Here is a 19,004-nt window from a genome sequence, read left to right as displayed (position 1 = left end):
GACCCGGGGCGCTTCCCCGGGTTGAGCCGTACATGAAGCCACGCCTCAGCGTCGTCGTCCCCGTGCACAACGTCGAGGACTACCTCCAGGAGTGCCTCGACTCACTGGCCGGCCAGTCCCTGAGGGACATCGAGGTGGTGCTCGTCGACGACGGGTCGACGGATCGGAGCGGGGCGATCGCGGCGGACTTCGCCGCCCGTGACGAGCGCTTCCGCTGCGTCCGCCGGCCCAACGCGGGCCTCAGCGCGGCCCGCAACACGGGGGTCGCCCACACCACCCCGGGCGTTCCCTATCTGGCGTTCGCCGACAGCGACGACCTGGTCGTCCCCGACGCGTACGAACGGATGCTGGCCTCGCTGGAGTCGACCGGCTCGGACCTGGTCACCGGCAACGTGTGGCGGCTGAACGACCGGGGGAGGCAGCAGGCCTGGCAGTACCGCTGGCTGACGGCCGACCGCCCGCGCACCCACATCACCAGGGACGCCGGGCTGCTGGCCGACCGCGTCGCCTGGAACAAGGTGTTCCGGCGCTCGTTCTGGGACCGGCACGCCTTCACCTTCCCGGTGGGCAGGCTCTACGAGGACACCCCCGTGATGATCCCGGCGCACTACCTCGCCGGATCGGTCGACGTGCTGCACCGGCACGTCTACTACTGGCGGGTCCGGGAGGGCTCGATCACCCGCCGGCGCACGGACGTCCGGGGCGTTCGGGACCGGATCGCGGCCTGCGAGCAGGTCAGCGCGTTCCTCGCGGACCGCGACCCCGTGCAGCGGCTGCGCTACGACGCCTCGTGCCTGCGCGACGACTTCGTGTACTTCCTGGAAGGGCTGCCGATGGGCGGCCCCGCCTACCGCTCGGCGTTCATGGAGGACGCGGGTGCCTTCCTCGACCGGGCGGGCGACGCCGCCGTGGCCGGGCTGCCCGCCGAGGCGCGCGTCCGGTGGCGGCTGGTGCGGGAGCGCAGGCTCGACGATCTGCTGGCCGTCCTGGACTTCGAACGGGCCAACGGCACGGGGACGTTCGCCGTCGAGGGCGTGCCGGGGCGGCGGCGCGCGGCGCACCCCGGGGTCCTCGCGGGCCGGGGCGTCCCGGAGCGGCTCGGCCGGGGCGATCTCCCGGCGGTGGCGCGGCTGGTGGAGTCGTCCTGGGGCGAGGACGGCCGGCTGCGGCTGCGCGGGTACGCGTACATCCGCAACCTCCCGGCGTCCACGGCCCGGCAGTCGCTGAAGGCGGGCCTCGTGCGGGAGGCGACGAGCGGACGGACGCGGGCCGTGCGGGTCCGCTCGGTCCGGACCGACCGCGCCACCGCCGACTCCGGCCAGGAGCTGCACCGTTACGACCACGCGGGCTTCGAGGCGGTCCTCGATCCCCGCCGCCTGGGGCCGGGCGACTGGCTGGTGGGCGTCGTGGTGGCCGGGCACGGCGTCGTACGCCGGGCGGCCCTGCGGGCGGTGGAGGCGGCGGTGGCACACCCGCTGGTCCACGACCTGGGCGGCGGGCTGCGCGCGGTGCTCGGCTACCGGGACGGGCGGCTCGAACTGGCGGTGACGCGGCTGCCCGCGCTCGCCGTCGCCCACGACGGCGGGTGCGGCGAGCTGGAGCTGACCGGCGAGCTGTACGGGACCACGCGGCCCACGGATCTGGTGCTGACCCGCGAGGGGGCCGAGGAGCGCGTCTGCCCGGTGCGGGAAGCGGACGGGGGCGGCTTCACCGCGCTGATTCCGCTGTCGGCCCTGGAGTCCGAGGGGCCGGCGGCGGAGCCCGGGGTGCCGCCCGTGGAGCCCGGTGACGCGGCCGGCCCCGCCCGGGGACGCTGGCGGGCCGCGCTCCGGACGGCCGACGGCACCCGCGTGCCGCTCGCCGCGGGCCCGGACCTGCGACCGCCGGTGTTCGCGGACCCGGCGGGCCTCCTGGTGGTGGACGTGACCGGCGACCCGCTCCTGACGGACGCCGGGCCCGCACCGGACGGCGGGCTCCGCATCGAGGTCCGGGGTGGCGGCGTGCGCGGGGCCACGGCCCGGGCGGGAGCCGCGCCCGGGACGGAGGACGGGCCGGGGCCCGGAGGCGCCCCCGGGGCGGGCGCGTTCGTCCTGCGGCACAGCGCCCTGGGCGGGACGGTGACCGTCCCCGTCGCACACGAGGGGCGGGACCGCCTCTCCGCCCTGCTCGCCCGGCCGCCGCGTGAGGGCGACTGGGAGGTGCTCCTCGACGGCAGGCCCGTGCGCGTGGGTGCCGCGCTCGCCGCACGGCTGCCGGTGGGCGCCGCCGGAGCACTCTTCCGGCTGGACCGCCGCCACGGCGACCGGCTGACCGTGCAGTGCGCTCCGGCGCTCGGGGATGCCGAGCGGAGCGCGTACCGGCAGGGCCGGCTGCGGGCGGCGCACTATCCGGCGCAGCGCGCGCTCCCCCTGCGGAACACCGTGCTCTACACCGGAGAAGGACCCTCGCGCGCCGTGCACGCCGAGCTCGTGCGCCGGAGCACCGACGTCGAGCACCTCTGGGCCACCGACGGATCGGCGGGGTCCGCGGCCCGGGTCCCGTCGACGGCCGTACCGGTCGTGGAGCGCAGCGCAGCCTGGTACGAGGCGCTGGCGCGGTCCCGCCGGATCGTCGCGGGCGACCCGCTGCCCGCCTGGTTCGAGCGCCGCCAGGACCAGACGGTGGTGCGGATCCGGCCCGGTGTCCCGCTCGGCCGCTTCGGCCTGGACCTCTCGGGCGGCCTGTACGCCGACCACCAGCGCCTCGCCGGCCTCGCGCACCGATCCGCCCAGTGGTCGGTCCTGGTCTCCCCCAGCGGCTTCGCCACCCCGCATCTCCGCCGCGCCCTGGGCTACGGCGGCGAGGTGCTGGAGGCGGGCTCCCCCGCCGTCGACCTGCTGTGCGCACCGGGCGGGGAGAAGACGGCCGAGCGGGTCCGCCGGGTGCTGGGCGTCCCCGAGGGGCACCGCGTGGTGCTGTACGCGCCGACGTACCGCGACCATCTCGCGCACCCGCCGGGCAGCGTGCCCACCGGTTCGGCACCGCTGTACCGCTGGGATCCCGCGCTCGATCCGACCGCGCTGGCGCACGCCCTCGACGGGCGCACCACGGTGCTGGTCCGCAGGCATCCCCGGGTGACGGGCAGCGTGCCGGCGCACCCCGCCCTGCGCGATGTGTCCGGACACCCGGACGCGGCCGAACTGCTGCTGATCGCGGACGTACTGCTCACCGACTACTCGGGGCTGGCGTTCGACTTCGCGCACACGGGCCGCCCGATGCTCTTCCACACCTACGACCTGGAGCACTACAGGGACACCGTGCGCGGCTTCTGCCTGGACTTCGAGACCCGCGCCCCCGGTCCCCTGCTCGTCACCACCGAGGAGGTGGCCGAGGCGCTGCGGACCCTGCCCGCGTCGGCGGCGGCGCACGCGGAGGCGTACGAGAGCTTCCGCCGCGACCACTGCGGCCCGGCCGACGGCATGGCGGCCCGCCGTGTCGCGGACCGGCTGCTCGACGAGGCCCGGGGCTTGGGCGCGGCCGGACCCCTCAGGCCTTGAGCGCCCGGACCGCCGAGGCCGCGAGGTCGTCCAGGTACCCCTTCGGCAGATCGCCCCGGACCACGACCAGGCGCCAGTACAGCGGCCCGACGATCAGATCCAGCGCCCGGTCGGGGTCGCTGCCCTCGGGCAGCTCGCCCCGCTCCACCGCCGCCCGGACGACCACGGCGGCCACTCCCTGCTGCTGGTCGAGCAGCGCGGCCTTGATGGCGTCGGAGATCTCCGGGTTGCGGGCCGCCTCGACGAGCAGGTCCGGGATCACCTGCGAGGCCACGGGGTGCCGCAGGGCGTACGCAGCCAGTTCGAGCACGGCGCGCACATCCCCGTACAGCGAACCCGTCGCGGGCGCGGGCATGCCCTGGGCCGCCACCGCGGCGACCAGGTCCAGGACGAGATGGAGCTTGGACTTCCAGCGGCGGTAGACGGCGGTCTTGCCCACCCCCGCCCGCCGGGCGATGCCCTCGATCGACATCCGCGCGAATCCCACGGCGGCCAGCTCCTCGAAGACGGCGCCGCGGATCGCGTCGGTCACGTCCTCGCGCAGCACCGCGGCACCTGCCGGGGTGCGGCGCCCGGTTCGCCGTTCGGTGGTCATGGCCCGAATGATAGACCGTAACGACGAAACGGTTGCGTTGCGACGTACAAACGTCCTAGTCTCAGCGTTGCGACGATACGGTGCCGTCCCATCGGGCCCTGGTGCGTCCGCCCTGTTCCCCCCGCCCCCGTCGAAAGCGATCGTGGTGAGCCAGACAGCAGCCCCGCCGGCCCCGGTGGACACCGCTCCCTCCGCCCTCCTCCCCGTGTACGAACCCGGCGAGCTGGCCGCGCTCGCGGCGAAGCACGGGCTGACCGTCAGCGGGGCCCGGCCGACCCTCGGGGCGTACGTCCGGCAGCTCTGGGGGCGCAGGCACTTCATCACCGCCTTCGCCACGGCCAAGCTGACCGCCCAGTACAGCCAGGCGAAGCTGGGCCAGATCTGGCAGATCATGACCCCGCTGCTCAACGCGACGGTCTACTACTTCATCTTCGGCGTCCTGATGAACACGAAGCACGGAGTCCCCGACTACGTGCCCTTCCTCGTCACCGGGGTCTTCATCTGGACCTTCACCGCCAGCTCGATCACCGCCGGGACCCGGGCCATCAGCGGCAACACCGGACTCGTCCGGGCCCTGCACTTCCCCCGCGCGTCCCTGCCGATCGCCCTGGCGCTCCAGCAGCTCCAGCAGCTGCTGTTCTCGCTGGGCGCGCTCTTCATGATCCTGCTGGTGTTCGGCCAGTACCCGCGGCCGTCCTGGCTGCTGGCGATCCCGGCGCTCGCCCTGCAGGCGCTGTTCAACACGGGCGTCTCCATGGTCATGGCCCGGCTGGCCGCCAAGACCCCCGACATCGCCCAGCTGACGCCCTTCATCCTGCGCACCTGGATGTACGCCTCGGGCGTCATGTGGAGCCTGGACACCCTGCTCACCGCCGACCGGGTACCGCGCCTCGTCCTGCTGGCGCTGGAGTGCAACCCGGCCGCCGTCTACATCGACCTGATGCGCTACGCCCTGATCGACAGCTTCACCGGCGCGCAGCTGCCCCCGCACGTGTGGGCCGTCGCGGCGGGCTGGGCGCTGCTCTGCGGCATCGGCGGCTTCGTCTACTTCTGGAAGGCCGAGGAGAGGTACGGACGTGGCTGACACCCTCGACGCACGTGTGCCCACCGTCGTCGTCGACGACGTCCACATCACCTACACGGTCAACGGCGCCCGCACCGGACGGGGGAGCGCCACCTCCGCCCTGAACCGGATCGTCTCGCGCCGGGAGCCGCGGGGCGCACGCCAGGTGCACGCCGTGAAGGGCGTCAGCTTCGCCGCGTACAAGGGCGAGGCCATCGGCCTGATCGGCTCCAACGGTTCCGGGAAGTCCACGCTCCTCAAGGCGATCGCCGGGCTGCTCCCCCCGTCGAAGGGCCGGGTCCACACCCAGGGCCAGCCCTCGCTCCTCGGCGTGAACGCGGCCCTGATGAGCGACCTGACCGGTGAGCGCAACGTCGTGCTCGGCGGCCTGGCCATGGGCATGACCCGCGAGCAGATCCGCGAGCGCTACCAGGACATCGTCGACTTCTCCGGCATCAACGAGAAGGGCGACTTCATCACGCTGCCGATGCGCACCTACTCCTCGGGCATGGGGGCCAGGCTGCGTTTCTCCATCGCGGCGGCCAAGAGCCACGACGTCCTGCTGATCGACGAGGCCCTGTCCACCGGCGACGCGAAGTTCCAGCGGCGCAGCAAGGACCGGATCATGGAGCTCCGACAGGAGGCCGGCACGGTCTTCCTGGTCAGCCACAGCAACAGGTCGATCACCGAGACCTGCGACCGGGCGATCTGGCTCGAAGCGGGCACGCTGCGGATGGACGGGCCCGCCAAGGAGGTCGTGGCGGCGTACGAGGAGTTCACCGGGCCCGTGAAGCCCAGGAAGCCCAGGAAGTGAACCAGCGACGGGCGTGAAAGCCGTGAAAGCCGTCCGCCGGACGGGCCCCATCGGCCCGTCCGGCGGACGGCTTTCGTCGCGGCCCGCTCGGCCGCTCCGGGTCAGGCGTGCGTGCGCAGCAGCGTCCGCATGGTCCTCATGGCCACCGAGAGGTTCGCCAGGTCGAAGGCCTCCGAGCTCCGGATCTCCTCCAGCGTGGAGCGCGAGCGCGCCAGGATCGCCGCGTTCTTCTCCTCCCAGGCCGTGAACCGCTGCTCGGGCGTCGCCGCCCCGTCGCCGACGGTGAGCACGTCCGAGGTGAGCGCGGCGTGCGCGGCGTACAGGTCCTCGCGGATGGAGGCGCGGGCCATCGACTGCCAGCGGTCGGCCCGCGGCAGCTCGATGATCCGGTCCATCAGCTGGGTGATCCCCAGCCGGTCGGCGAGGTCGTAGTACACATCGGCGACGGCCAGCGGGTCCTTGTCCGTACGGTCCGCGATCGCCACGATGTCCAGCGCCGGGAAGGCCGAGGAGAATCCGGCCACCCGCACCGCAAGCTCCTCGGGGACCCCCACCGAGGTGAGCTCCTCCAGGATCGAGCGGTACCACTCGGTGTCGGCGCCCCTGAGCAGCTTGGGCAGCTCGTTCCAGACGCGTTCCACACCGTCGCGGAAGAACTCGACGGTCTCCGAGATCTCGACCGGCTGCGGCCGGTTGCCGAGCAGCCAGCGCGAACCGCGCTCGACGAGCCGGCGCGAGTGCAGCCTGATGCGGGTCAGCACATCGGCGGCGACCTTGTTGTCGAGCGCCTCCACGGCGTCCCACACCGCGGACAGGCCGAAGATCTCACGGGCGGCGAACTGGGCCCGCACGATCTCCTCCAGCGACGCCCCCGTCTCCTCGCGCAGCCGGTGCAGGAACGTCGAACCACCGGTGTTCACCGTGTCGTTGACCAGCACCGTCGTGATGATCTCGCGGCGCAGCGCGTGCCCGTCGACGGCCTCGGGGAACCGCTCGCTCAGCTGCTTGGGGAAGTAGGCGTGCACCAGCTTCTGCAGGTGCGCGTCGTCCGGCAGGCTGGTGGAGATCAGCTCGTCGGCCGCCGTGATCTTGGTGTAGGCCAGCAGCACGGCCAGTTCGGGCTGGCTGAGGCCCTTGCCGTGGTTCAGCAGTTCACGGATCTGACGGTCGTTCGGCAGGAACTCGAGTGCCCGGTCCAGGTGCCCCTCACGGCCGAGCCTGCGCATGAAGCGCTGGTGGGCGTGGAGAAGCGACGGCGCCTGGGCGCAGGCGTTGGCGAGCGCGACGTTCTGCGCGTAGTTGTTGCGCAGGACGAGCTGTCCGACCTCGTCGGTCATCTCCGCGAGCACCTTGTTGCGCTGCTTCACGGTCAGGTCGCCGTCCCTGACGAGACCGTTGAGCAGGATCTTGATGTTCACCTCGTGGTCGGAGGTGTCCACACCGGCGCTGTTGTCGATCGCGTCGGTGTTGATCCGGCCGCCGGCCCGGGCGAACTCGATACGGCCCAGCTGGGTCGCCCCGAGGTTGCCGCCCTCGCCGACGACACGGGCCCGCAGGTCCGCGCCGTCGACCCGGATCGCGTCGTTGCCCTTGTCGCCGACATCGGCGTTCGACTCGGCCGACGACTTGATGTAGGTGCCGATGCCGCCGTTCCACACGAGGTCGACCGACGCCTTGAGGATGTTCTGCATCAGCTCGGCGGGCGTCATCTTGGTGACCTTGGAGTCGATGCCGAGCGCCGCGCGGATGTGCGCGTTGACCGGGATCGACTTGGCGGAACGCGGATGGACGCCGCCGCCCGCGGACAGCAGATCCTTGTTGTAGTCCGCCCAGGAGCTGCGCGGCAGTTCGAACAGCCGGCGCCGCTCGGCGTACGAGGTGGCGGCGTCCGGCTCCGGGTCGATGAAGATGTGCCGGTGGTCGAAGGCCGCTACCAGCCGGATGTGCTCGGAGAGAAGCATCCCGTTGCCGAACACGTCACCCGACATGTCGCCGACGCCGACGACCGTGAAGTCCTCGGTCTGCGTGTCGTGGCCCAGCTCCCGGAAGTGCCGCTGCACGGACTCCCAGGCGCCGCGGGCGGTGATGCCCATGCCCTTGTGGTCGTAGCCCGCCGAGCCGCCGGACGCGAAGGCGTCGCCGAGCCAGAAGCCGTACGCGACGGCGACGTCGTTGGCGATGTCGGAGAAGCTCGCGGTCCCCTTGTCGGCGGCGACGACGAGATACGTGTCGTCCTCGTCGTGGCGCACGACCTCCGCGGGGTGCACGACCTCGCCCGTCACCATGTTGTCGGTGATGTCGAGCAGGGCCGAGATGAAGATCTTGTAGCAGGCGATGCCCTCGGCGAGCCAGGCGTCGCGGTCCACGGCCGGGTCCGGCAGCTGCTTGGCGACGAAGCCGCCCTTGGCACCCACCGGCACGATCACGGTGTTCTTGACCATCTGCGCCTTGACCAGGCCGAGGATCTCCGTACGGAAGTCCTCCCGCCGGTCCGACCAGCGCAGCCCGCCACGGGCGACCTTGCCGAAGCGCAGGTGGACGCCCTCGACACGCGGCGAGTACACCCAGATCTCGTACGCCGGGCGCGGCGCGGGGAGGTCCGGGATGGCCTGCGGGTCGAACTTCATCGAGACGTAGTTGTGCGGCTCGTGGTCGTCGGCCAGCTGGAAGTAGTTGGTCCGCAGCGTGGCCTTGATGACCGTGAGGAAGGACCGCAGGATCCGGTCCTCGTCCAGCGAGGCCACCTGGTCCAGGGCCCCGTCCAGCTCCTCCAGCAGCCCGTCGATGAGCTCCGTGCCCGCCTTCTGGCGGACCGGGGACATCCGGGCCTCGAAGAGGGAGACCAGCAGCCGGGTGGTGTGGACGTTGTTGCGGAGGGTGTCCTCCATGTAGTCCTGGCTGAAGGTCGAACCCGCCTGGCGGAGGTACTTCGCGTAGGCGCGCAGCACCATGGCCTGGCGCCAGTCGAGCCCGGCGCCCAGGACCAGTGAGTTGAAGCCGTCGTTCTCCGCCTCACCGGTCCAGATGGCCGCGAAGGCCTCCTGGAAGCGGGCCCGCGCGTCGTCGGCGAGGTAGTCGCCGTTGCCCGTGGCCTTCTTGGGCAGACGCAGCCCGAAGTCGTAGATCCAGGCGTGGGTGCGGTCGGAGCAGCGCAGCTCGTACGGACGCTCGTCGACGACCTCGACACCGAGCCGCTGGAGCGCGGGGAGGACGGCGGAGAGCGAGACCTGCTCACCGGTCCGGTAGATCTTGAAGCGGCGCTCGGCGGGGCCCGCGCCGACCGGTTCGTACAGGCTGAGCGCGAAGTCCTCGCGCGCGCTCTTGAGCTGTTCGAGATGGACCAGGTCGGCCACGGCCGCACGCGGCGAGTGGTCGGCCTTGTAGCCCTCGGGGAAGGACTGCCCGTAGCGGCGCAGCAGTTCGGCGGCGCGCTCCTCGCCGCACTCCGCGTTCAGCGCCTCCTGGAAGCCGTCGGCCCAGGAGCGGGCGGCCTCGACCAGGCGCGCCTCGATGCGGTCGGCGTCCGCGTCGGTGAGGTGCGGGAGCTCGGTGCCCGGCGGGACCCGGACGACGAAGTGCAGCCGGGAGAGGATCGACTCCGTGTTCCAGGCGGTGAAGTCGACGCTGGTGCCGCCCAGTTCCTCCTTGAGGATGTCGATCAGCCGGAGCCGCACACCGGTGGTGTAGCGGTCGCGCGGGAGGTAGACGAGGGCGGAGTAGTAGCGCCCGTACTCGTCCTGGCGCAGGTAGAGCCGCAGCCGGCGGCGCTCCTGGAGGTACAGCACGGAGGTGACGATGGAGCGCAGCTGGTCGACGGGCGTCTGGAAGAGCTCGTCGCGCGGGTACGTCTCCAGGATCTGGAGCAGGTCGCGGCCGTCGTGGCTGTTGGGCGTGAAGCCCGCGCCCTCCAGCACCTCGGCGACCTTGCGGCGCACCACCGGCACCCGGCGCACCGACTCGGTGTACGCGGCGGACGAGAACAGCCCGAGGAAGCGCCGCTCCCCGACGACATTGCCCTTGGCGTCGAACTTCTTCACGCCGACGTAGTCGAGGTAGCTGGGGCGGTGCACGGTCGCCCTGCTGTTCGCCTTCGTCAGGACGAGGAGCTTGTGCTCCCTCGCCTTCGCCCGGGCGTCGGCGGGCAGCCGGTCGAAGGAGGGGCTGACCGGGTGGGCCTCGTCCTCGCTGTGCTTGGGGTCGGAGCGCAGGATGCCGAGTCCGGTACCGGGGACGGCGGTCAGCGCGTCGGAGTCGCGGAGCTCGTACTCGCGGTACCCGAGGAAGGTGAAGTGGTCGGCGGCGAGCCAGCGCAGCAGCTCGCGGGCCTCCTCGACCTCCTCGTCGGCGAGCTCGTCGAGCGGCTCCCCCGGAAGGTCGTCGGCGATCCGCAGGGCGGCGTCGCGCATCTTGTCCCAGTCCTCGACGGTCTCCCGTACGTCGGACAGGACGCGGAGCAGATCGGCGGTGATCTGCTTCAGGTCGGCGCGGTCCGTCTCCCGGTCGATCTCGACGTGGATCCACGACTCGACGAGCGCGTCGTGCGGCAGCTCGGCACGGGCGTCCTTGCGGCCTCCGGCCCCCTTGGCGGCCTCGCGCCGGGGACGGTCCTCGGGGAGCACCTCGATCAGCTTGCCGGTGACATCGCGGCGGACGACGACCTGCGGGTGGATCACGAGGTGGATGCCGCGGCCCTGCCGGGACAGCTCGTTGGTGACCGAGTCGACCAGGAACGGCATGTCGTCCGTGACGACCTCGACGACGGAGTGGCTGCTCGTCCAGCCGTTCTCCTCGACGGTCGGGGTGTGCACCCGGACGTTCGCGGTGCCCTGGGGACGGCTCTCGGCGAGCCGGTAGTGCGAGGAAGCGGCACCGAAGATGTCGACCGGATCGCGGTCGGTGACGTCCTCCGGAGCGGTGTGCAGGTAGTAGCGCTGGAGATAGGCGAGCAGCATGTCCCGGGCCGAGGGCTCACCCCGGCCGGCCTCGGCGGTCTCCGCTCCGGTACCGGTCTCCGCTTCGGCAAGGTGCACCCGGAGGCCACCTCCCGGGGCACCGGCACCACCGCCCGGACTGTTGTCAGCTACCCGGGCCGCCCGTGCGAGCAGCTCGGCCTTGGCTTCGTCCAGCTTGGTCTGCATGTCCTCTGGCTCCTGTCGCGCGCCGTTGCGTGACGTAGGTGTAAAAGGCGACGTACCGCCACGACGCGGGGTTTCCGGTCTGGATCGACGCTATGCCGCCTGGGGAGATGCCCGGGACCGTATCGGCCGTTTTCGGCAGACCGCCCGGGACACGGAGATCACGGATGGCCCGGGTGCTGTGGCACTCCGGGCGCAGGCCGGGGGCTTCGCTGCCCCCGAGGCGTATCGCGCTGATCACGGCCCCAGGCTATCCCTCTCTCACCCACAAACGTCATGAGCCGCATATGTACAAAAGAAGGACCCGAACTTTGACACTCTGGACATCGCAGAGGACCTTCGCGACACGTAACGGACACATACCGGGGGTGAAAACGGACTCGGCGCTCGACGGATGGGCCCGTTCCGGCGTCGCGCACCCGGCTACGGTTCGGTCGGCCCCGGCGTCGCGACCGGCATCGCGCACCCGGCTGCGGTCCGGTCCGCCCCGATGTCGCGACCGGCGTCCCGGAGGTCCGCTCAGTCCGCCATCAGTCCGGCCAGCGCGACGGCCTCGGCCAGGGTGTCCACCACGGGCACACCCGCCGCCTCCAGGCTGCCGCGGCTGTGGGAACCGCCGGTGTAGAGCACGGCACGCGCCCCGACGTGCGCCGCCGCGACGGCGTCGTCGACCGCGTCACCGATGACGACGGCGCGCTCGGGAGCGATGCCGCCGAGCACCTCGAAGTGCCGCTCCATGTGCTGCGCCTTGCTGCCGCCCGAGGGACCCGTACGGCCGTCGACGCGCACGAAGTGACGCTCGATGCCGTACGCCCGCACCACGGGCACCAGGTGCTCATGGCCGTACATGCTCAGCAGCGACTGGCTGCCGCCCGTCCGCCGCCACCCGGCGAGCAGCTCCTCGACACCGGCGGTCAGCCCGCAGGCGGCCCGCTGCTCGGTGTAGTGGCGGTGGAAGAGACCGTCCATCCGCTCCCACTCGGCGGGGGTGGGCAGCCTGCCCATGAGCCGCTCGTAGAACTTGGGTATCGGCACGCAGTACGTCTCGCGGTACTGCTCCAGCGTGAGCGGAGCGAGATCGACCTCGGCGAACGCGGCGTTCGTCGCCCCGAGGACCGCTTCGATGTCGTCGAGCAGAGTGCCGTTCCAGTCCCAGACCAGGTGGGTGCGGTGCTTCCCGGATGTCGCCATGGACGGAAAAATACCCGCCGGGTCCGACAGCCGGGTTCGACAGACGGTCCGGGTGCTTCGGGGGCTGGGTGCCTCGAGCGCTCCAGGCCCCGGGTGCTTCGGGCCCCGGGTACTTCGGCTCCGGATGCTGCGAGCTCCGGATGCTTCAGGCGATGAGACCGGGGATCTCCTGGATACCGAACCACAGCAGCTCGTGGTCCTCCGCGCCGTCCACGGTGAACCGGGCGTCGTCGTCCCCGAGATCGGCGGCGCCCAGGGCCTCGGCCGCGGCGGCGACGTCCTTCTCGGCGTCGTCCGCGTCCACGTGCACGGCGGCGGCCCTGGACAGCGCCACGGCGTCCGCGATCCGCACCTCGCCGAGCGACGACGCGTCCAGGACGTGGTCCGGATCGGCGACCGCGGCCCCGTCCGGCACGTCGAGGGCCACGACGACCCGGCGCCGCGTCTCGTCCGGCTTGCCCGCGATCAGCCGCAGCGAGGCAGCCGCGGCCCGGTTGAGCGCCGCGTACTCCAGCTCCTCGATGTCGTCGGATACGTACCACTCACGCAGTCCGGGAGTCACGGCGTAGGCGGTCAGCGGCCCCGGACCGACCTCGCCCGCCCCGTGCACCGCGGCGAGACCGGAGAGTGTCAGGGGGACGTACACACGCATGGCTGACCGCTTTCGTAGTCGATGACGCCCTCAGGATACGTGCGGCGTCCCCCTTCGGGGTTGCCGATCCACCCCCCGCCGTCCACCGCGCGACGGCCGTCACCCCCGCCGATCCCTTGCGGCGCCGGGCCCATCACCTGGATAGGTGATCCCGCCGGGCGCCCCGCCGCGCCGCCACGGCGCTTGCGGGGCCGCCGACGAGCCCCGTAGAAGATCCCCAGCAGAAGTTACCGCCCGGTACTCGCACGGGCGCCGGACAGCAGCCACGGGGGCTACGCGCATGATCAAGGACAGGACCAGGCCGGCCGGACGACACGACCGCAGCAGGCCGGGCACCGTGCCGGTGCAACGGCCTCGGCGGCCCCTGCGCCCGCACCAGTGGTTCGCGGAACGCCTGCTCGCCGTCCTGAGCGGCCAGCGGCCGGTGCACTGGATGCTCGGCCACACCATCGGCGAGGCGTACGACCAGCTCGCCGAGCTCGCTCCGAACGCCCCGCTGGGGGTGGGTTGCAGGCGCCCGGTCGTCCGCACCTGCTACGGCAGCCAGCCGGCCGACGGCGTGGTCGAGGCCTTCGCCAGCATCGCCACGGGCGAGCAGGTCCGCGCCATGGCCTTCCGGCTGGAACAGGGCCGCGACCTCCGCTGGCGCTGCGCCGCCATCGACCTGGGCGGCGAGCGCCTCCCGGCGGTCAGATAGCGGACCGGGCCGCCGGAGGCGGGACGTGCGAGGCCGCGGCCCCGGCTCACGGGCGGCCCCGGCCCACCCCGACGGCCCACGGGCGGACCCGGCGGCGGACGGCGGAGACTCGGCCACCCCGCGGCCGAGGTCCGCCCGAGTCCTCGTCTGCCGGTCCGCCCGGCCCACCCCGGCAGCCGGACGGCGGACCGAGCCGCCCCAGGACCGGGGCCGAACCCCAGGACCACGGTCGGATCCCAGGACCGGGGCCGAACCCCAGGACCGGATACAACTCCAGCCCGCCCCGGGACCCAGGACACGACCCCGCCGACGCCACAGAACGGCCCCAGCGGGCCGCGGACGCCCCTTCCGCCCCGATGTGCCCCTACCCCCGCACCGAGCCGGGAGAAGCCCGGGAAAGCCCACGGAAACGGCCCGGCCCGGACACCACGTGGTGTCCGGGCCGGGCCGTCGTCATCGGACGAGCCGCGCGCTACTTCTTGCGGCGGCGTCCGCCCGAGCTCTTCTGCGCCTTACGGCGCTCCGCACGCGTCAGCCCGTCGCTCTCGGACCGGGCGGCGTCGCCGTTGGAGAAGTCGCCCTCGACGACCCCGCCCTCGCCGTCCACCGTGGGAGCGGAGAAGTGCAGCCGGTCCGGACGCTGCGGCGCGTCCAGGCCCTTGGCCCGGATCTCCGGACGCCCGGCCGCGGCCGCCACCGGAGCACCCTGCTTCTCCAGCGAGGTGCGTTCCGCCGCGTCCTGCACCGGGACCTCCTCGACCTGCTGCTCGACCTGGACCTCCAGGTTGAACAGATAGCCGACGGACTCCTCCTTGATGCCCTCCATCATGGCGTTGAACATGTCGAAGCCCTCGCGCTGGTACTCGACCAGCGGGTCCTTCTGCGCCATGGCCCGCAGGCCGATGCCCTCCTGGAGGTAGTCCATCTCGTAGAGGTGCTCGCGCCACTTGCGGTCCAGGACGGACAGCACCACGCGCCGCTCCAGCTCACGCATGATGTCCGAGCCGAGCGTCTTCTCACGCTCCGCGTACTGCTCGTGGATGTCGTCCTTCACCGACTCGGCGATGAAGTCGGCGGTCACCCCGGCCAGGTCGCCCGCGGCCTCCTCGAGCTCCTCGACGGTGACCTTCACCGGGTAGAGCTGCTTGAAGGCGCCCCACAGCCGGTCCAGGTCCCACTCCTCGGCGAAGCCCTCCGCCGTCTCCTGGCGGATGTAGTCGTCGATCGTGTCGTCCATGAAGTGACGGATCTGGTCCTGGAGGTCCTCACCCTCCAGGACGCGCCGGCGCTCGCCGTAGATGACCTCACGCTGCCGGTTGAGCACCTCGTCGTACTTCAGGACGTTCTTACGCGTCTCGAAGTTCTGCTGCTCCACCTGCGACTGCGCGGAGGCGATCGCCCGGGTCACCATCTTGTTCTCGATCGGGACGTCGTCGGGCACGTTGGCCATCGACATCACACGCTCGACCATCTGCGCCTTGAACAGCCGCATCAGGTCGTCGCCCAGCGAGAGGTAGAAACGGGACTCGCCCGGGTCGCCCTGACGGCCGGAACGACCGCGCAGCTGGTTGTCGATACGCCGCGACTCGTGCCGCTCGGTGCCCAGCACGTACAGGCCGCCGAGCTCCTTGACCTCTTCGAACTCGGCCTTCACGGCCTGCTCGGCCTTCTCCAGCGCTGCGGGCAGCGCGGCGGCCCACTGCTCGACGTGGTCCACCGGGTCGAGACCGCGCTGGCGCAGCTCCGCCTCGGCGAGGTCGTCCGGGTTGCCGCCGAGCTTGATGTCGGTGCCTCGGCCGGCCATGTTCGTGGCGACCGTGACCGCGCCCTTGCGGCCGGCCTGGGCGACGATCGTCGCCTCACGGTCGTGCTGCTTGGCGTTGAGGACCTCGTGCTGGACACCGCGCTTGGAGAGCTGCTGCGAGAGGTACTCGGACTTCTCGACCGAGGTGGTGCCGACCAGGATCGGCTGCCCCTTCTCGTGCTTCTCCGCGATGTCGTCGACGACCGCGGCGAACTTCGCGACCTCGGTCCGGTAGATCAGGTCCGACTGGTCGGCGCGCTGCATCGGCCGGTTCGTCGGGATCGGCACCACACCCAGCTTGTAGATCTGGTGGAACTCGGCGGCCTCGGTCATGGCCGTACCAGTCATGCCGGAGAGCTTGCCGTACAGGCGGAAGAAGTTCTGGAGGGTGATCGTGGCGAGCGTCTGGTTCTCGTCCTTGATGTCCACCCCTTCCTTCGCCTCGATGGCCTGGTGCATGCCCTCGTTGTAACGGCGGCCGGCGAGGATACGGCCGGTGTGCTCGTCGACGATCATGACTTCGCCGTCGATGACGACGTAGTCCTTGTCCTTCTTGAAGAGTTCCTTGGCCTTGATCGCGTTGTTGAGGTAACCGACGAGCGGGGTGTTCACCGACTCGTAGAGGTTGTCGATCCCGAGCCAGTCCTCGACCTTGGAGACGCCGGGCTCGTGGATGGCCACGGTCCGCTTCTTCTCGTCGACCTCGTAGTCGCCGGTCTCCTCGATGCCCTTGAGCGGGTTGCCCGCCTCACCCCTCGTGAGCCGGGTGACCAGCTTGGCGAAGTCGCCGTACCACTTGGTGGCCTGGTCGGCGGGGCCGGAGATGATCAGCGGCGTACGGGCCTCGTCCACGAGGATCGAGTCGACCTCGTCGACGATGGCGAAGTTGTGGCCGCGCTGGACGAGCTCGTCCTTGGACCACGCCATGTTGTCGCGGAGGTAGTCGAAGCCGAACTCGTTGTTCGTGCCGTAGGTGATGTCGCAGGCGTACTGCTCACGGCGCTGGGCCGGAGTCATGTTCGCGATGATGCAGCCGACCTCGAGGCCGAGGAACTTGTGTACCCGGCCCATCATCTCGGAGTCACGCGAGGCGAGGTAGTCGTTCACCGTGATCAGGTGGACGCCCTCACCGGAGAGCGCGTTGAGGTAGGCGGGCAGCGTACCGACGAGGGTCTTGCCCTCACCGGTCTTCATCTCGGCGACGTACCCGAGGTGCAGCGCCGCACCGCCCATGATCTGGACGTCGTAGTGGCGCTGCCCCAGGACGCGCTTGGCGGCCTCACGGACCGTCGCGAACGCCTCGGGAAGCAGGTCGTCCAGGCTCTCGCCGTCCGCGTACCGTTCCTTGTACTCGTCGGTGAGCGCCCGCAGCTCGGCGTCGGAGAGGTTGACGAAGTCCTCTTCGATGGAGCTGACCTGGTCCGCGATGCGGTGCAGTTTGCGCAGGATCTTGCCTTCGCCTGCACGCATGAGCTTGTTGAAGACGGACACTGAGGCTGGTCTCCTTGCCGGTCGGGCCTGGCACTGGGTCGTGTGATGGACTCTGGCGCGGGCACGGCAGGTAGGCCCCACCGCAACGGCCATCGTAAGCGAGGACCCCACCACGCCGGGAGGGCTGCTGCCGCGTTGTCCCCGCCGCACCCTCCCAGGACAACGGACAGAGGGGACGGAAGGTGCCGGGCAGCCCGAAAAGAGCTCGCATCCCGCCCCCTCCCTCACCAGAATCCCTTCATGGAACCCACCACCGTCACCACCGAGCGTCTGCTCCTTCGGCCCTTCGAGCCCGGCGACGCGGAAGCGGTGCTCACGGAGTGCCAGGATCCGGCGATCCAGCGCTGGACGGTTGTCCCCTCCCCGTACACCCGTGCCGACGCGGAGCTCTGGACGCGACAGCTGTCGCCCGCGGGCTGGCAGGACGACTCGATGTACAACTTCGCGGTGCTGTCGCGCGACGGCGGGCCTCTCGTCGGGGCGCTCGGTCTCACCCGCCGCGACCCGGGAACGTACGAGGTGGGCTTCTGGACGGCCAGGGAGCACCGGGGCTCCGGCTTCACGACGGAAGCGGTGATCGGCGCGGCACGCTGGGCCTTCACCGCCCTGGGCGCGGACCGGCTGGAGTGGCGGGCGGAGATCGGCAACACCCCGTCACGGGCGGTCGCCCTGCGTGCGGGCTTCCACATGGAGGGCGCGCAACGGGCGGCCCTGCTCAACAAGGGCGTACGCCGCGACACCTGGACCGGCTCACTGCTCCCGGCCGATCTGGGACTGCCCGGAACGCTTCCCCATCTGCCGGCCCGCGATGTCAGTGGCGCGCTCTAGGGTTCGACGCATGACGTCTGTGCCGCAGCCCGTTCTGGAACTCTCCGCCGACCAGGCACGCCGGATCGCCCTGCGCGCCCAGGGCCTCCTGGGCGCCCCCGACCGCAGGGGCGGGGTCCGGGGGGTGCTGCGCCACCTCGGGGCCGTCCAGCTCGACACGATCTCGGTCCTCGCCCGGTCCCACGAGCTCGTGCCGTACGCCCGCCTCGGCGCGCTCGGCCGCCGCACGGTCGAGGAGGCGTACTGGTCGGGCGGCCGCTCGTTCGAGTACTGGTCGCACGCCGCGTGCATCCTGCCGGTCGAGGAGTGGCCGCACTTCGCGTTCCGCCGCCGCTCCTACCGCTCCCGGCCGCACTGGCACCACGACCTGCCCGACGGGGCGTACGAGACGGTGATCGAGCAGCTGCGTGCCGAGGGCCCGCTGACGGCAACCGAGCTCGGCGGCGCGAAGAACGGCGGGGAGTGGTGGGACTGGTCCGCGTCCAAGGTCGCTGTCGAACGCGCCCTGATGTACGGCGAGGTGGTGTGCACCGAGCGGCGCGGCTGGAAGCGGGTCTACGACCTGGCCGAGCGGGCCATCCCGGACACCCTGCTCCACGACGACCTGGACGACGCCGAGTGCGCGCGGCGCCTGGTGGCCCTGGCCGGGCGTTCCCTGGGCGTCGGGACCCGCACGGACATCGCCGACTACCACCGGCTCAAGGGCGAACAGTTCGACGCCGTCGTGGCGGACTCCGGGCTCGTCCCGGTGTCGGTCCGGGGCTGGGCGAAGCCCGCCTGGGCGCACCCGGAGGCGCTGGCCACCGAGCCCCGGGGCCGGCACCGCACGACACTGCTGTCGCCCTTCGACTCCCTCATCTGGGAGCGGGCGCGCACGGAGCGGATCTTCGGCTTCAGCCACCGCCTGGAGGCGTACGTCCCCCGGCCCAAGCGGATCCACGGCTACTTCGCGATGCCCCTGCTGGCAGGCGGACGACTGCGCGGCCGGGTCGACCCGGCCAGGGAGGGGACGACACTCGTCGCCCGCCAGGTGTCGCTGGACGGCGTGAAGTCCGTGGCGCCGATGGCCGAGGCGCTCGTCGAAGCGGCATCCTGGGTCGGCTGCACGGATGTGCGGCTGGAGCGCGTCGACGCACCGGAACTCCGCGAGCCCCTCCAGGCAGAGATCAAGCGTGCCCTCGCCTGACCTTTCGGCCCA

11 protein-coding genes are annotated in these 19,004 nt (G+C 71.7%); 6 read left to right on the top strand and 5 right to left on the bottom strand.

Annotated elements, in window-relative coordinates; translation table 11 throughout:
* Positions 1-32: 32 nt before the first annotated feature.
* Positions 33-3,536 carry a bifunctional glycosyltransferase/CDP-glycerol:glycerophosphate glycerophosphotransferase gene (locus tag AMK10_RS07410; RefSeq protein ID WP_073746202.1) on the top strand — a complete coding sequence of 1,168 codons (3,504 nt, stop codon included), beginning with the start codon at positions 33-35 and terminating at the stop codon, positions 3,534-3,536.
* Here the strand turns inward: AMK10_RS07410 and AMK10_RS07405 are convergent.
* On the bottom strand, positions 3,526-4,131 hold the full coding sequence (locus tag AMK10_RS07405) for a TetR/AcrR family transcriptional regulator (RefSeq protein ID WP_198959653.1): 606 nt from the start codon (positions 4,129-4,131) through the stop codon (positions 3,526-3,528). The genes AMK10_RS07410 and AMK10_RS07405 overlap by 11 nt on opposite strands.
* 142 nt (positions 4,132-4,273) lie before the next feature.
* On the opposite strand from AMK10_RS07405, the gene AMK10_RS07400 reads away from it, so the two are divergent.
* Positions 4,274-5,215: an ABC transporter permease gene (locus tag AMK10_RS07400; protein ID WP_073746200.1), complete on the top strand. Its 942-nt coding sequence runs from the start codon at positions 4,274-4,276 to the stop codon at positions 5,213-5,215.
* Positions 5,208-6,008 (top strand): ABC transporter ATP-binding protein, encoded by an 801-nt coding sequence (locus AMK10_RS07395; RefSeq protein ID WP_073746198.1) that lies wholly within the window; start codon positions 5,208-5,210, stop codon positions 6,006-6,008. The genes AMK10_RS07400 and AMK10_RS07395 overlap by 8 nt, the downstream gene beginning before the upstream one ends.
* Positions 6,009-6,109: 101 nt before the next feature.
* Here AMK10_RS07395 and AMK10_RS07390 read toward each other — a convergent pair whose 3' ends face one another.
* From AMK10_RS07390 to AMK10_RS07380, 3 genes are all read right to left on the bottom strand, one after another.
* Complete coding sequence (locus AMK10_RS07390) at positions 6,110-11,146, bottom strand: NAD-glutamate dehydrogenase (protein WP_073746196.1); 5,037 nt, start codon at positions 11,144-11,146, stop codon at positions 6,110-6,112.
* 516 nt (positions 11,147-11,662) lie between these two features.
* Positions 11,663-12,334: an HAD family hydrolase gene (locus AMK10_RS07385; protein ID WP_073746194.1), complete on the bottom strand. Its 672-nt coding sequence runs from the start codon at positions 12,332-12,334 to the stop codon at positions 11,663-11,665.
* A gap of 145 nt (positions 12,335-12,479) precedes the next feature.
* Positions 12,480-12,986 carry a DUF6912 family protein gene (locus AMK10_RS07380; protein ID WP_073746192.1) on the bottom strand — a complete coding sequence of 169 codons (507 nt, stop codon included), beginning with the start codon at positions 12,984-12,986 and terminating at the stop codon, positions 12,480-12,482.
* Between the two features lie 280 nt (positions 12,987-13,266).
* Between AMK10_RS07380 and AMK10_RS07375 the strand changes: the two genes are divergently transcribed.
* Positions 13,267-13,683, top strand: a complete 417-nt coding sequence (locus tag AMK10_RS07375) for an Rv3235 family protein (protein ID WP_073746190.1) — start codon at positions 13,267-13,269, stop codon at positions 13,681-13,683.
* 472 nt (positions 13,684-14,155) lie between these two features.
* Here AMK10_RS07375 and secA read toward each other — a convergent pair whose 3' ends face one another.
* Complete coding sequence (gene secA / locus AMK10_RS07370; RefSeq protein WP_073746188.1) at positions 14,156-16,978, bottom strand: preprotein translocase subunit SecA; 2,823 nt, start codon at positions 16,976-16,978, stop codon at positions 14,156-14,158.
* 240 nt (positions 16,979-17,218) lie between these two features.
* Here secA and AMK10_RS07365 point away from each other — a divergent pair, with 240 nt between their 5' ends.
* Entirely contained in the window at positions 17,219-17,806 is a 588-nt protein-coding gene (locus AMK10_RS07365) for a GNAT family N-acetyltransferase (RefSeq protein WP_073746186.1), read from the top strand.
* 10 nt (positions 17,807-17,816) lie between these two features.
* On the top strand, positions 17,817-18,992 hold the full coding sequence (locus AMK10_RS07360; protein WP_073746184.1) for a winged helix-turn-helix domain-containing protein: 1,176 nt from the start codon (positions 17,817-17,819) through the stop codon (positions 18,990-18,992).
* Positions 18,993-19,004 lie beyond the last annotated feature (12 nt).

The sequence above is a fragment of the Streptomyces sp. CB02058 genome (genome assembly GCF_001905505.1).
Classification (GTDB): domain Bacteria; phylum Actinomycetota; class Actinomycetes; order Streptomycetales; family Streptomycetaceae; genus Streptomyces.
Note: the sequence above shows the minus strand (reverse complement) of the source record. Positions and strands in the feature narration are given on the sequence as shown.

Excerpts from the sequence above, each read along its gene's own strand:
- AMK10_RS07410 (WP_073746202.1), top strand. The coding sequence starts at position 33 with ATGAAGCCACGCCTCAGCGTCGTCGTCCCCGTGCACAACGTCGAGGAC.
- AMK10_RS07405 (WP_198959653.1), bottom strand. The coding sequence starts at position 4,131 with ATGACCACCGAACGGCGAACCGGGCGCCGCACCCCGGCAGGTGCCGCG.
- AMK10_RS07390 (WP_073746196.1), bottom strand. The coding sequence starts at position 11,146 with ATGCAGACCAAGCTGGACGAAGCCAAGGCCGAGCTGCTCGCACGGGCG.
- AMK10_RS07385 (WP_073746194.1), bottom strand. The coding sequence starts at position 12,334 with ATGGCGACATCCGGGAAGCACCGCACCCACCTGGTCTGGGACTGGAAC.
- AMK10_RS07380 (WP_073746192.1), bottom strand. The coding sequence starts at position 12,986 with ATGCGTGTGTACGTCCCCCTGACACTCTCCGGTCTCGCCGCGGTGCAC.
- AMK10_RS07375 (WP_073746190.1), top strand. The coding sequence starts at position 13,267 with ATGATCAAGGACAGGACCAGGCCGGCCGGACGACACGACCGCAGCAGG.
- AMK10_RS07365 (WP_073746186.1), top strand. The coding sequence starts at position 17,219 with ATGGAACCCACCACCGTCACCACCGAGCGTCTGCTCCTTCGGCCCTTC.
- AMK10_RS07360 (WP_073746184.1), top strand. The coding sequence starts at position 17,817 with ATGACGTCTGTGCCGCAGCCCGTTCTGGAACTCTCCGCCGACCAGGCA.